Genomic DNA, 13,407 nt, shown 5'->3' with positions numbered 1-13,407 from the left:
ATAACTGCGAATTTTCTATCTGATGTATTAACTGCTTTGAGCACTGCCACATGTGAGACAGCAATTGCTAGTATGCTCATAATATGTATTCTCTGGAAAAATTACGTTGGCTGGGCAATTTTTCTTGGAGCAATCACGCCTTTCTACATCAGCGTGAAAATTACAAACCCAACATTTTAGCTCTGTTGAATCTGGCTGATTAGGATCAAGCAAGGCGTAGTTTGCTGCTATTATCATACCTGATTCAATTGAGGAGTTTGTGCAATATGGGCAGAGGTATCGCCTTCCACTTTCCGGCATGCCTATTAATTTCCTAAAATCTTTATTTGATAAATATTTTTCAAAGAACTTATAGTAGTTTAACAACTGCATTTGCTCTTCTTCTTCGGTTGAAAGCCCGTATAGTGGTTCCGTCAATATGACCGACTTAAACTCCGTGACCCACTCAGGCCCCCATAGGCTTGTCAGAAATATTGAAATTGATTTAACGACGTATTCTGGATAAATAAGCTCTCTGTGGAGTCCGTGAGTATACTTATTGCGCCTCTTTCGTAAATCACTTAGCCGTTCTTGTACCTCTGGCTTTATTTTTTTTGAGGTAACCTCTTGATAAATTACGATAAGGTCATCGAACTGGTGGATGTATAAGTCTTCGAAGTCTTTGTTTTCTTTTGATGTGCCCCATTTTGAAGGTGCATCAGATAAAAGTAGCAATGTATCTATTTTAGATATTTCGAACTTGAAATAATTTTCTATAGAAAGAAATAGCATTATCAGGGAATTTCCGAGTGTCCCTTGCCGTTCTTCCCATTCCTCTTGTAGGTTATTATTGGTATCCCAGTCCCCATCAACAACACAGAGTGCTACCTCTGTTTTCCATATAAGGTCTACGGACTGAACTAAATACTGAATGCTTAGGCTTTTAAATTCGTCAGGGTGTGGTTTATTTGTTATCATGTATTCAATGTGTACTCAGGTTGCTAGGTTGGTGCGGTTAATTAATAATATTAGGTGGTAAACCGAAGGTATTTTGCATTATGGCTAACTTTAATTGGACGGCAACTGTCGCTTCAACCTAGTTCGGCGAATATCACATAAGTCAAAAATAAAATAATAAGTATTTATTTTTATGGTGTCTACAAAAATAACCCACCTCAGATGCCGTCTAACCCTCTCTCAATGGCTGCCCACTGCAAAAGCCCAGAAGCCCAAGCCGCCAGCACACATCATTCTGTGCTTTGCTCCGATCAGCTTGTAGGCCACATCCGATCCATCACAAGCATAACGTCATCAGTATTTCTGTGCAATTGCCATCTACATGGTTTGTTGCTCATGGTTTTCCCTGCGAACCTACCCATAACTGTGCCACCCCCAACGCCGCCGCTACACCAAGACATCCACCTGGCTGCCGCCCCAGCCCGTGCCCATTTGCGGATAGGTGGGTTCTGGCTGCAATTTCGTCAGCACAAATGGCTGGTCGGGCAAGATGGCACCCAGCGCTGCTGCAATCAGCGGTTGATCGGTCGGCCCTTCCGCCACCAGGGCAATGCGCAAAGGCTCAGACATTTGGCACCGCGCCCAGGTGGCCCATCATCCACAGGCGGGAAAGCGGGTAGCTGTGCAGTTGCTGGCACAGAGCTTCAGACAGCACGATGCGGCGCACGCAGGTGTGGCCTTGTTGGGTGCGGTCTACGGCAAACAGGCGCACTTCTGGGTCGTTTAAATCCAGCCCGTCCAGCACGGCAGGGTTATGGGCGGTAAACAGCAATTGTTGATCTGGGTCGCGATACGCCAGCCAGGCGGCGAGGTGGCTGACCAGCCGGGTAAGTAGTCTGGGGTTAAGCGCTTGATCCAGATTATCGATGGCGAACACTTTTGGGCCGTATTCCGCCAGGCAGAGTGTGGCGCAGAACAGGATATACAGTGCCCCTTCGCTGGCGTCGTAGGCGGTCAGGGTGTTGCGGTTGGCGTTCATGAAGCGGTCGGTGAATTTCAGCATCCATTTTCCGCGCGGCACTTGGCTGGAGAGCAGCGCGCTGGCGTGCTGGCTGGCTTCGACTTCATCTACCCAGTCGATCAGCGCCAGGATGTCATCCAGAATGGCTTCGCCGGGTTCGTTGTCTGCTTGTAGTGTCCGTTGCAGCTCGGCAAAGCCTTCAGCCAGTCGCCCGCCGTTCAGGCCCACGGGGGCGCGGGTTTGCGGGTCTGGGGCAATACCGCGCAGCGCCGGGGTGTTGGGACAGTAAATGGCGTAGTCTTGCAGGGTTTGCATCAGTTGTGCTGCGGGGTTGTCCTCGGCCAGCTCCACCCGTTTCAGCGCCGCCAGCCCGGCTTTGGGGTTCAGCGATTTGGCTTGGCTGCGCACGCCAGCAGAGACGATATCGCGCTCGCCATCGTTCAGGGTTTCGGTTTTGTAGGCCCAGGCAGGTTCCGGCGCATCCAGCGGGTTGAGCAGGGAAACGCGATATGCCGCCTGCTGGCTGGTGGTGATGTCCATGCTGATGTGTGGCGGGGTGCGCAGGCCGGCAAACGAGGTTTTGTATAAACGCGGCGTGCCGGCGCGCACGCCCCGGCGCAGCAGGCTTTCGTCGTCCACCACGCCGCTGGCCGCCGCGCCCAGCACGCCTAATGCTTCCAGCACATTGCTTTTGCCCACGCCATTGGCACCAATAAAGCAATTGACCCGGCCCAGTTCAAGCTCAAGGTCGGGGATGGATTTAAAGCCTTGGATTTTCAGGGTGCGCAGCATGGGGCAAGCCTTTGGGATTCAGAAAAAAGCCACACAGCCGCTGGCACATGCGGCGTGCGATGCGCCCAGTATATGCCGTTCACCCCCGCCCGCGAATCCCAGCCCCTTCTTCCTTGCCTCCCCGCCCCCCATGCACTACAACCCAGGCAGCGCTGTGCGACAGCCGACACGGCGATGTCGGCATTCTGACCACGGCTGACGCATCTCCTGCACATGTTGCGCTGCCGCAAAGTTGCGGGAGGGGGGTAAAAAAAGGTACAATCTGAAAGTTTGTCAAAACGGGACGGGCGTGGAGCGCCTTGTCCCGTTATTCGCATCAAGCCTTCAAAAACACACGTATCAGGAGCAGCCAGTGTCCACGATTCCCGCAATTCTTGCCTTGGCTGACGGGACCGTTTTTACTGGTCGCGCCATTGGCGCGGCCGGACATACCGTCGGTGAAGTGGTGTTCAACACTGCCATCACCGGTTATCAAGAAATTCTGACCGATCCGTCTTATACCCGTCAGCTGGTCACGCTGACTTACCCGCATATCGGCAATGTGGGGGCTAACGCAGAAGACACCGAATCGCGCGGCGTATTTGCCGCCGGTTTGATCATCCGCGACCTGCCCTTGCTGCATAGCAATTTCCGTGCTCAGGAGTCGCTGGGGGATTACCTCACCCGCACCGGCACGGTGGCGATTGCCGATATCGACACCCGCAAGCTGACCCGCATCCTGCGGGAAAAAGGCGCACAAGCCGGCTGCATCATGGCCGGCGAGGTGGATGCCGCCAAGGCGGTGGCGCTGGCCCAGGGCTTTGGCTCCATGGCCGGCCAGGACCTGGCCAAGGTGGTCAGCTGCACCGAGCCCTACGCCTGGACCGACCGCGAATGGGCGCTGGGCGAGGGTTATCGCACCCAGACCCTCCCACAGTATCACGTGGTGGCCTATGATTTTGGGGTGAAGCACAACATCCTGCGCATGCTGGCCGAACGCGGCTGCAAGGTCACGGTGGTGCCGGCGCAAACCCCGGCTGAGCAGGTGCTGGCGTTGAATCCGGATGGCGTGTTCCTGTCCAACGGCCCCGGCGACCCGGAACCGTGCGACTACGCCATTGCCGCCATTCGCCAGATTCTCGACACCCGCCTGCCGGTGTTTGGCATCTGTCTGGGCCACCAGCTGCTGGGCCTGGCCGCCGGTGGCAAAACCAGCAAGATGAAGTTTGGCCACCACGGTGCCAACCATCCGGTGCAGGATCTGGACAGCAGCCGGGTGATGATCACCAGCCAGAACCATGGCTTCCAGGTGGACGAAACCAGCCTGCCGGCCAATGTACGCGTGACCCACCGCAGTTTGTTTGACCACACCGTGCAGGGCATTGCCCTGACCGATCGCCCGGCGTTTTCTTTCCAGGGCCACCCGGAAGCCAGCCCTGGCCCGCACGACGTGGCGTATCTGTTTGACCGCTTTACCGCCGCCATGCAGCAGGCTCGCGCCTGAGGTCTTGATGGCTTGATGCCGCCGGTGCGTTTGCGCGCCGGCGTTGACCGGCGCAGGCGTGGCAACGCGCCTGCGCCAGATTAAAGGACACACTGCCCATGTTTGGGATTACCGATTTGCCTACTTACCTGCTGGGCACCCTGTTCATCGTCCTGCTGCCTGGCCCCAACTCGATTTACGTGTTGTCGGTTGCCGCGCAGCGCGGGGTGCGCGCCGGGTTTCAGGCGGCCAGTGGCGTGTTTGTCGGCGATGCCATCCTGATGCTGTTGTCGGCCACCGGGGTGGCGTCGATCCTGCATACTCTGCCGGCGCTGTTCATCCTGCTCAAGTATGTGGGCGCGGCCTATCTGGGCTGGATTGGCCTGAACATGCTGCGCGCCGCCTGGCGCGGCTGGCGTCATCCGGCACCAGCCTCGCAGGCGCCCGCTGCGCCGATGCGCGAGCAGGACAGCCGCCATCCCATGCGCAAGGCGCTGGTGATCAGCCTGCTGAACCCCAAGGCCATTTTGTTTTTTATTTCGTTTTTTATCCAGTTTGTCGATCCGGCCTATCCGTATCCGGCGCTGACCTTTCTGGCGCTGGGCGCGATTGTGCAGCTGTTCAGCCTGACTTACCTGACCGTGCTGATTCTGCTCGGCGTCAGGGTGGCTGATGGTTTTCGCCGCCGACGCAAGCTGGCCGCGTCGATGACTGGCGGCGTTGGCGTGCTGTTTGTCGGCTTTGGCGCCAAACTCGCCAGCGCCAGCCTGAACTGACCCTCCCGAATTCATATTGATTGTGTAGAGTGCAAGAATGCCCAAACGTACAGACATCCAAAGCATCCTGATTATTGGCGCCGGCCCCATTGTGATTGGCCAGGCCTGCGAATTCGACTATTCTGGCGCTCAGGCGTGCAAAGCCCTGCGTGAGGAAGGCTACAAGGTCATTCTGGTCAACTCCAACCCGGCCACCATCATGACCGACCCGGACATGGCCGACGTGACCTATATCGAGCCGATCACCTGGCAGATGGTGGCCAAGATCATCGAAAAAGAACGCCCGGATGCCCTGCTGCCCACCATGGGTGGCCAGACCGCGCTGAACTGTGCGCTGGACCTGGCGCGCAATGGCGTGCTGGAAAAATTTGGCGTGGAAATGATCGGTGCCACCGAAGAAGCCATCGACAAGGCGGAAGATCGCGGCAAGTTCAAGCTGGCGATGGAAAAAATCGGCCTGTTCTGCCCGATGTCGTTTGTGGCCCACACCATGGAGCAGGCGCTGACCGCGCAGGCACAGGTGGGCTACCCGACGCTGATTCGCCCGTCGTTTACCATGGGCGGTTCGGGCGGCGGCATCGCTTACAACAAGGAAGAGTTTGTCACCATCTGCGAACGCGGCTTTGAAGCCAGCCCCACCCATGAACTGCTGATCGAGCAGTCGGTGCTGGGCTGGAAAGAGTACGAGATGGAAGTGGTGCGCGACCGCAACGACAACTGCATCATCATCTGCTCGATCGAAAACTTCGATCCGATGGGCGTGCACACTGGCGATTCGATTACCGTGGCCCCGGCGCAAACGCTGACCGACAAGGAATATCAGATCATGCGTAACGCCAGCCTGGCGGTGTTGCGTGAGATCGGCGTGGATACCGGCGGCTCCAATGTGCAGTTTGCCGTCAATCCGGACAATGGCGAGATGATCGTCATTGAAATGAACCCGCGCGTGTCGCGTTCGTCGGCGCTGGCGTCCAAGGCCACCGGCTTCCCGATTGCCAAGGTGGCGGCCAAGCTGGCGGTGGGCTACACGCTGGACGAGCTGAAAAACGACATCACTGGCGGGGCCACCCCGGCCTCGTTCGAGCCGTCGATCGACTACGTGGTCACCAAGATTCCGCGTTTTGCCTTCGAGAAATTCCCGCAGGCCAACGACCGCCTGACCACCCAGATGAAGTCGGTGGGCGAGGTGATGGCCATGGGCCGTTCGCTGCAGGAATCCATGCAAAAAGCCCTGCGCGGCATGGAAACCGGCCTGTCTGGCCTGGATGAGCGTTCGACCGACCGCGAAACCATCACCCGCGAGCTGGGCGAGCCGGGGCCGGATCGTCTGCTGTACGTGGCCGATGCTTTCCGCATTGGCATGAGCGCGCGCGAAATCTTCGACGTGTGCAAGATCGACCCGTGGTTCCTCGCCCAGCTGGAAGACCTGGTGGCCGAAGAAACCGAGCTCAAGGGCCAGAAGCTGGACAGCCTGGACGCCGACACCCTGCGCCGCCTCAAGCGCAAGGGCTTCTCCGACCGTCGTCTGGCCGTCTTGCTCGGCACCGACCAGGGCGCAGTGCGCAACAAGCGCTGGGCCAGCGGCGTGCGTCCGGTGTACAAGCGGGTGGATACCTGCGCGGCGGAATTTGCCACCAACACCGCTTATATGTACTCGACTTACGAAGAAGAGTGCGAAGCGCAACCGTCCAGCCGGCAAAAAATCATGGTGCTGGGCGGCGGGCCAAACCGCATCGGCCAGGGCATCGAATTTGACTACTGCTGCGTCCACGCCGCGCTGAGCCTGCGCGAATCCGGTTTTGAGACCATCATGGTCAACTGCAACCCGGAAACCGTGTCCACCGACTACGACACCTCCGACCGCCTGTACTTCGAGCCGCTGACGCTGGAAGACGTGCTGGAAGTGGTCAATGTGGAAAAACCCATCGGCGTGATCGTGCAGTACGGTGGCCAGACCCCGCTGAAACTGGCGCGTGCGCTGGAAGCCAACGGCGTGCCCATCATTGGCACCACTCCGGACATGATCGACTGCGCCGAAGACCGCGAACGCTTCCAGAAGATGCTGCACGCGCTCAAGCTCAAGCAGCCGCCCAACCGCACCGCGCGTGACCCGCAGGAAGCCATCCGCCTGGCGGCTGAAATCGGCTATCCGCTGGTGGTGCGTCCGTCCTACGTGCTGGGTGGCCGGGCGATGGAAATCGTCCACGAGCAGGCCGACCTCGAACGCTATATGCGCGAGGCAGTGAAGGTGTCGAATGACAGCCCGGTGTTGCTGGACCGTTTCCTGAACGACGCCATCGAAGTGGACGTGGACGCCATCAGCGATGGCGAACAGGTGATCATCGGCGGCATCATGCAGCATATCGAGCAAGCCGGCGTACACTCCGGTGATTCCGCCTGCTCGCTGCCGCCGTACAGCCTGGGCGCTGACGTACAGGACGAAATCCGCCGCCAGACCGTTGCCATGGCCAAGGCGCTGAACGTGGTGGGCCTGATGAATGTGCAGTTTGCCATTCAGGGCGATACCATCTATGTGCTGGAAGTCAACCCGCGCGCCTCGCGCACCGTGCCGTTTGTGTCCAAGGTAACTGGCCAGCCGCTGGCCAAGATCGCCGCACGCTGCATGGCCGGCATCAGCCTGGCCGCCCAGGGCGTGACCCGCGAGGTGATTCCGCCGTATTTCGCCGTCAAGGAAGCCGTGTTCCCGTTTATCAAGTTCCCTGGCGTGGACACCATTCTTGGCCCGGAAATGAAATCCACCGGTGAAGTAATGGGCGTGGGCGGTTCGTTTGCCGAAGCTTATGTGAAAAGCCAGCTGGCCGCTGGCGACCGCTTCCCGAAACAGGGTAAGGTGTTCCTGTCGGTGCGTCAGTCGGACAAGACCGGCATTGTCGAAGTGGCCCGCGACCTGCTTGACCTGGGCTTTGACTTGGTGGCCACCCGTGGCACCGCGCAGATGATCAGCGAGCAGGGCCTGCCGGTGACCGCCATCAACAAGGTGACCGAAGGCCGTCCGCATGTGGTGGACATGATCAAGAATGGCGAAATTTGTCTGGTGATCAACACCGTGGACGAAAAACGCCAGGCAGTGCAGGACAGCTACTCGATCCGCCGCTCGGCGCTGCAAGGCCGCATTCCGCAGTACACCACGCTGGCGGGTGCCCGTGCGGTGTGCGTGGGCATGCGCCATCTGCAGGACCTGGGGGTTTACAGCGTGCAGTCGCTGCACGCCCAGCTGTAAGTTTTTTCTTCCGCCTGGCATGCCGGGTGGCGGTTCATACTTGGAAACCGCCCGGCTTGCCGTTACAATCCGGGAATTACCCCGTCAATCCGACTTCAGCAAGCCGCCGTTTTTCAACGGCGGCTTGCCTTTTATTGTGTGGAATCCGGCCTGTTGCCGGGTTTCCTGGAGAATCCAGATGATTAAAGTTCCGCTGACCGTGCTGGGCGCCGAGCAACTCAAAACCGAACTGCAGCGCCTGAAAAGCATTGAGCGCCCAAGCGTGATTGCCGCGATTGCCGAAGCCCGCAGCCACGGCGACTTGTCGGAAAACGCCGAGTACGACGCCGCCAAGGAGCGCCAGGGTTTTGTCGAAGGCCGCATTGCCGAAATCGAAAGCAAGCTGTCCAATGCGCAGATCATCGACCCGACCACGCTGGACGCCGATGGCCGCATCGTGTTTGGTGCCACGGTCAAGCTGCTGGACATGGAAAGCGACGACGAAGTGTGTTATCAGATCGTGGGTGACGACGAAGCGGATATCAAGCAGGGCAAGGTGTCGGTCAATTCGCCGATTGCCCGCGCGCTGATTGGCAAGGAAAGCGGCGACGTGGCCGAAGTGCAGGCTCCGGGTGGCCTGCGTGAATACGAAGTGCTGGACGTAGAATACCGTTAATCCCCTTCCGGGCCAGATCCGGCAGGGGTCAGGAGGCTGTATGAGCGACTGGAACCCACGGCTGCGCCGCCTGGCGTTGACCCTGTGGCTGGGCGGGCAGTGGATGGTGGGCTGGGGCGTGGCTCCGGTGCTGTTTGCCCAGCTGGATAGCCAGCTGGCTGGCGCGCTGGCCGGACGGATGTTCAGCCTGGTGGAATGGCTGGGGCTGGGGTGCGCGCTGGTCTGGCTGGGCTTGTACACCCTGCGCTATGGCCTGCATGGCCATCGCCATGCGCTGGCGCGGCTGGTGTGGGCGATGCTGGGCTGCTCGCTGCTTAACCAGTGGCTGATTCATCCGGTGATCAACCAGCTCAAGCAGACCCCGCTGGACGCTGCAGGTCAGGCCAGCCAGGTGCTTGGCCTGGGCTTTGGCCCCTGGCATGGTATTTCCAGCAGCGTGTACCTGCTGCAAAGTGTGCTGGGCGTGGTGTGGGTGCTGTGGCGCGAGCGGCGCTGAGTGGCAAAAACACAATACGCAACAACATGAAAAAAGCGGCGAGCCTGGGCTCGCCGCTGTGGCTGGATTGCCACCCCGGACGGGGTGGGAACATCAGGCCTTTTTCTTGCCCTGCTTTTTGGGCAGGGTGATTTTGGCATCGCCAGTCGGGCGATAAATCACCAGCAGTTTGCCGATATGTTGCACCGGGGCGGCGCTCAGATCCTGGCAAATCTGTTCCAGCAAGGCCACACGGACCTCACGGTCGTCACCCTGGACACGAATCTTGATCAGTTCGTGGGCGTCCAGGTTGATGGCGATTTCACGCATTACGGCGTCCGTCAGGCCGTTATTGCCAATCATCACCACCGGATTAAGCGGATGGGCGAGCGCCTTCAAATGGCGTCGTTCGTCAGAAGAGAGTTCGATTTTCATCGTATTCTTGTCAAAGAGCAGTTTCAAAACACGAGTTTACTGTATGGCACGCAGCAAAACCAGTAAGGCATGGTTGAACGAGCATGTGAACGACCATTATGTCCACATGGCGCAAAAGGACGGCTACCGCTCGCGGGCTGCCTACAAATTGTTGGAAATCGACGAAAAGGACAAACTGCTGCGCCCCGGCATCACCGTGGCCGACCTCGGTTCGGCACCGGGCAGCTGGTCGCAAGTGGCGGCGGACAAGGTGGGCGAACAAGGCCGGGTGCTGGCGCTGGACATTTTGCCGATGAACCCGGTGGCGGGCGTGCAGTTCATCCAGGGCGACTTTCGCGAGGACGAGGTGCTGGCGCAGTTTGTGCAACTGCTGGAAGGCCGGCCCGTTGACCTTGTAATCTCTGACATCGCCCCCAACATGTCCGGTAACAGCAGCATCGACCAGGCGCGCAGCGCCTATCTGGTGGAACTGGCCCTGATGTTTGCCCAGGAGCATCTGAAACCGGGCGGACATTTTCTGGTCAAGGTGTTTCAGGGCAGCGAGTTCAACACGTTTCTGAAAACCATGCGGGAAACCTTCAGCGAAGTACACAGTCGCAAACCCAAGGCCTCACGGGATCGCAGCAGCGAAGTGTACCTGTTGGGCAAAGGTCGACGCTGACAGTTGGGCATCCAGGGTTTACAATGAAAAAGGTGCTGTTTCCGATGAAATTTTTTTCCTGCCGGGAAATGGCTGCTACAGATTTGGCAGGTCAGGGCACATTAAGGAGTCCGCTTTGAACAACATCGGTAAAAACATCGCCATATGGGTCATTATCGGCCTCGTGCTGATGACGGTGTTCAACCAGTTCAGCAAGCGTCAAGAGACGCAAAACCAGGTCGAATACTCCACATTCATCGGCGATGTCGAAGCCGGTCGGGTGCAGTCGGTGGTCATCGAAGGCCATCCGTTGCGCGGGCAGTGGCTGAAGGGTCGCCGTGCTGACGGCAGCGCCTTCACCACCTACGCGCCGTACGATCCGCAACTGGTGAACCAGCTGATCAAGAGCAATGTGCGCTTCTCGGCCAAGCCGGAAGAAGAGCCGTCGCTGCTGATGAACATCTTCATTTCCTGGTTCCCGATGTTGTTGCTGATCGGTGTCTGGGTGTTCTTCATGCGCCAGATGCAAGGCGGCGGCAAGGGCGGCGCGTTCAGCTTTGGCAAGAGCCGCGCACGCATGCTGGACCAGGAACAGAACAGCATCACCTTTGCTGACGTGGCCGGTTGCGACGAAGCCAAGGAAGAAGTGAAGGAAATCGTCGATTATCTGCGCGAGCCGGGCCGTTACCAGACACTGGGCGGGCGCATCCCGCGCGGCATTCTGCTGGCCGGCAGCCCCGGTACCGGTAAAACCTTGCTGGCCAAGGCCATTGCTGGTGAAGCCAAGGTGCCGTTCTTCTCGATTTCCGGTTCGGATTTTGTGGAAATGTTTGTCGGCGTGGGCGCGGCCCGTGTGCGCGACATGTTCGAGAACGCCAAGAAAAACTCGCCGTGCATCATCTTCATTGATGAAATCGACGCGGTGGGCCGTCAGCGTGGCGCAGGTCTGGGCGGCGGCAACGACGAACGCGAACAAACGCTTAACCAGCTGCTGGTGGAGATGGACGGTTTCGACACCAATTCCACGGTGATCGTGATTGCCGCCACCAACCGTCCGGACGTGCTCGACCCGGCACTGCAACGCCCTGGCCGCTTCGACCGCCAGGTGGTGGTGCCGCTGCCGGACATCCGTGGCCGTGAGCAGATCCTCAATGTGCATATGCGCAAGGTGCCGATTGCGGTGGACGTGAAGCCGGAAATCATCGGTCGTGGCACGCCGGGCTTCTCCGGTGCCGATCTGGCCAACCTGGTCAACGAAGCGGCACTGTTTGCCGCCCGCCGCAACAAGCGCCTGGTGGACATGGAAGACTTCGAGTCGGCCAAAGACAAGATCATGATGGGGGCCGAGCGCCGCAGCATGGTGATGACCGACGAGGAAAAGAAGAACACCGCTTACCACGAATCCGGCCATGCCATCGTCGCCAAGCTGTTGCCCAAGTCTGACCCGGTGCACAAGGTCACCATCATCCCGCGCGGTCGTGCGCTGGGGGTGACCATGCAACTGCCGGAGCAGGACCGCTACGCTTACGACCGTGACTATCTGCTGCAACGTGTGTCCGTGCTGTTTGGTGGCCGGATTGCCGAAGAGCTGTTCATGCACCAGATGACCACCGGGGCGAGCAATGACTTTGAACGTGCCACCTCGATGGCCCGCGACATGGTGACCCGCTACGGCATGAGCGACAAGCTTGGCCCGATGGTCTACGGCGAGAACGAAGGCGAAGTGTTCCTGGGCCGTTCGGTGACCACGCACAAGAACCTGTCGGAAGCCACCATGCATCAGGTGGATGCGGAAATCCGCCGCATCATCGACGAACAGTACACGCTGGCCCGTCGCCTGCTGGAAGAAAACCGCGACAAGGTGGAAGCCATGACCGCCGCACTGCTGGAATGGGAAACCATCGACGCCGAGCAGATCGAGGACATCATGCAGGGCCGTCCGCCGCGTCCGCCGCGCCCGAGCAGCAGCAATAGCAACGGCACCACCCCGCCGGCCACGCCCACCCCGGTGACGCCGACGATCAAGCCGGCGCAGGAAATCTGAGTGTTGTTTTAAAGTTGGACACACGCGGCAGCCTTCGGGCTGCCGCGTTGTCGTTTATGGGTTTATGGAGTGTGTATGTCTGCTGCCACCTTGCATGCTGGCCGTTTTGTGCTGTCGCTGCAGCGCCCGTTGATCATGGGCATTCTCAATGTCACCCCGGATTCGTTTTCTGACGGCGGGCGCTATCTGCTGCCAGATGCCGCCCGCGCCCGTGCCGAAGCCATGCTGGCGGAAGGTGCCGACCTGCTGGATATTGGCGGCGAATCCACCCGGCCCAATGCCCCGCTGGTGTCAGAGCAGGAAGAAATCGACCGGGTGCTGCCGGTACTGGAGGCGCTGCGTGACTACCCGGTGCCGATTTCGCTGGATACCCGACGCACGGCGGTGATGCGTGCCGGGCTGGCGCTGGGGGTAGACCTGATCAACGATGTGGCGGCGCTGGAGGACGAGGGTGCCATTGCGGCAGTGGCGGCATCGTCAGCTGCGGTTTGTCTGATGCACAAACAGGGCACGCCGCAAACCATGCAGCAAGCGCCCCAGTACCGCGATGTGGTGGCCGAGGTGATCGACTACCTGGCCGCCAGGGCGCACGCTGCGCTGGCCGGTGGCATTGCCGCTTCGCGCCTGCTGGTTGACCCTGGCTTTGGCTTTGGCAAAACGGTTGAGCACAACTACGCGCTGCTGGCCCGGCTGGGAGAATGCGCCCGTCTGGCCCCGGTGCTGGCCGGCTTGTCGCGCAAGTCGATGCTGGGGGCGGTCACCGGACAGGATGTGCCGGCGCGGCGGGTGGCGGCCAGCGTGGCGGCGGCCTTGCTGGCCTGTCAGCATGGTGCGGCAATTGTCCGCGTCCACGATGTGGCCGAGACCCGCGATGCCTTGGCGGTCTGGCAGGCCATGCGCGCCACACAACGGGCCTGCTGAAACCGGCAG

Annotated in this window: 12 protein-coding genes; 8 read left to right on the top strand and 4 right to left on the bottom strand. The window is 59.3% G+C overall.

From position 1 onward, the window contains the following. Positions 1–27: 27 nt before the first annotated feature. From BXU06_RS17440 to BXU06_RS11315, 3 genes are all read right to left on the bottom strand, one after another. A complete protein-coding gene (locus BXU06_RS17440; protein WP_150125180.1) occupies positions 28–957 on the bottom strand; it encodes a hypothetical protein in 930 nt (309 codons plus the stop codon). 426 nt (positions 958–1,383) lie between these two features. Beyond that, on the bottom strand, positions 1,384–1,566 hold the full coding sequence (locus tag BXU06_RS11320) for a hypothetical protein (RefSeq protein WP_077299611.1): 183 nt from the start codon (positions 1,564–1,566) through the stop codon (positions 1,384–1,386). After that, a complete protein-coding gene (locus BXU06_RS11315; protein ID WP_077299609.1) occupies positions 1,559–2,749 on the bottom strand; it encodes an AAA family ATPase in 1,191 nt (396 codons plus the stop codon). Before BXU06_RS11315 ends, BXU06_RS11320 begins: the two co-directional genes overlap by 8 nt. Before the next feature lie 352 nt (positions 2,750–3,101). Between BXU06_RS11315 and carA the strand changes: the two genes are divergently transcribed. The 5 genes from carA (at position 3,102) to BXU06_RS11290 (ending at position 9,379) form a co-directional block, all read left to right on the top strand. Further along, on the top strand, positions 3,102–4,232 hold the full coding sequence (gene carA / locus BXU06_RS11310; RefSeq protein ID WP_077299607.1) for a glutamine-hydrolyzing carbamoyl-phosphate synthase small subunit: 1,131 nt from the start codon (positions 3,102–3,104) through the stop codon (positions 4,230–4,232). Between the two features lie 98 nt (positions 4,233–4,330). Further along, on the top strand, positions 4,331–4,987 hold the full coding sequence (gene leuE, locus BXU06_RS11305) for a leucine efflux protein LeuE (RefSeq protein WP_077299605.1): 657 nt from the start codon (positions 4,331–4,333) through the stop codon (positions 4,985–4,987). A 37-nt stretch (positions 4,988–5,024) separates the two neighbouring features. Then, positions 5,025–8,228, top strand: a complete 3,204-nt coding sequence (carB, locus tag BXU06_RS11300; protein WP_077299603.1) for a carbamoyl-phosphate synthase large subunit — start codon at positions 5,025–5,027, stop codon at positions 8,226–8,228. Between the two features lie 178 nt (positions 8,229–8,406). After that, positions 8,407–8,883, top strand: coding sequence for a transcription elongation factor GreA (greA, locus tag BXU06_RS11295; RefSeq protein ID WP_077299601.1), 477 nt, complete (start codon positions 8,407–8,409; stop codon positions 8,881–8,883). A gap of 40 nt (positions 8,884–8,923) precedes the next feature. Then, on the top strand, positions 8,924–9,379 hold the full coding sequence (locus BXU06_RS11290; protein ID WP_077299599.1) for a DUF4149 domain-containing protein: 456 nt from the start codon (positions 8,924–8,926) through the stop codon (positions 9,377–9,379). 93 nt (positions 9,380–9,472) lie between these two features. Here the strand turns inward: BXU06_RS11290 and yhbY are convergent, their stop codons facing one another. Continuing rightward, entirely contained in the window at positions 9,473–9,787 is a 315-nt protein-coding gene (gene yhbY, locus BXU06_RS11285) for a ribosome assembly RNA-binding protein YhbY (RefSeq protein WP_216352599.1), read from the bottom strand. Between the two features lie 49 nt (positions 9,788–9,836). On the opposite strand from yhbY, the gene rlmE reads away from it, so the two are divergent. The 3 genes from rlmE to folP all read left to right on the top strand — a co-directional run bounded on the left by rlmE (position 9,837) and on the right by folP (position 13,398). After that, the gene (gene rlmE, locus BXU06_RS11280) at positions 9,837–10,454 is read left to right on the top strand and encodes a 23S rRNA (uridine(2552)-2'-O)-methyltransferase RlmE (RefSeq protein WP_077299595.1); all 618 of its coding nucleotides are present in this window, start codon (positions 9,837–9,839) and stop codon (positions 10,452–10,454) included. 115 nt (positions 10,455–10,569) lie between these two features. After that, complete coding sequence (gene ftsH, locus BXU06_RS11275; RefSeq protein WP_077299593.1) at positions 10,570–12,477, top strand: ATP-dependent zinc metalloprotease FtsH; 1,908 nt, start codon at positions 10,570–10,572, stop codon at positions 12,475–12,477. Positions 12,478–12,552: 75 nt separating this feature from the next. Continuing rightward, a complete protein-coding gene (folP, locus tag BXU06_RS11270; RefSeq protein WP_077299591.1) occupies positions 12,553–13,398 on the top strand; it encodes a dihydropteroate synthase in 846 nt (281 codons plus the stop codon). Positions 13,399–13,407: the final 9 nt, after the last annotated feature.

This window comes from Aquaspirillum sp. LM1 (assembly GCF_002002905.1).
Classification (GTDB): Bacteria; Pseudomonadota; Gammaproteobacteria; order Burkholderiales; family Aquaspirillaceae; genus Rivihabitans.
The sequence above is the reverse complement of the archived record's forward strand: the minus strand, read 5'-3'. Positions and strand labels throughout refer to the sequence as shown.

What these genes read in the sequence shown, in the direction of transcription:
- BXU06_RS17440 (WP_150125180.1), bottom strand. Translation starts at nt 957, where the DNA reads ATGATAACAAATAAACCACACCCTGACGAATTTAAAAGCCTAAGCATT.
- BXU06_RS11320 (WP_077299611.1), bottom strand. Translation starts at nt 1,566, where the DNA reads ATGTCTGAGCCTTTGCGCATTGCCCTGGTGGCGGAAGGGCCGACCGAT.
- BXU06_RS11315 (WP_077299609.1), bottom strand. Translation starts at nt 2,749, where the DNA reads ATGCTGCGCACCCTGAAAATCCAAGGCTTTAAATCCATCCCCGACCTT.
- leuE (WP_077299605.1), top strand. Translation starts at nt 4,331, where the DNA reads ATGTTTGGGATTACCGATTTGCCTACTTACCTGCTGGGCACCCTGTTC.
- carB (WP_077299603.1), top strand. Translation starts at nt 5,025, where the DNA reads ATGCCCAAACGTACAGACATCCAAAGCATCCTGATTATTGGCGCCGGC.
- greA (WP_077299601.1), top strand. Translation starts at nt 8,407, where the DNA reads ATGATTAAAGTTCCGCTGACCGTGCTGGGCGCCGAGCAACTCAAAACC.
- BXU06_RS11290 (WP_077299599.1), top strand. Translation starts at nt 8,924, where the DNA reads ATGAGCGACTGGAACCCACGGCTGCGCCGCCTGGCGTTGACCCTGTGG.
- rlmE (WP_077299595.1), top strand. Translation starts at nt 9,837, where the DNA reads ATGGCACGCAGCAAAACCAGTAAGGCATGGTTGAACGAGCATGTGAAC.
- folP (WP_077299591.1), top strand. Translation starts at nt 12,553, where the DNA reads ATGTCTGCTGCCACCTTGCATGCTGGCCGTTTTGTGCTGTCGCTGCAG.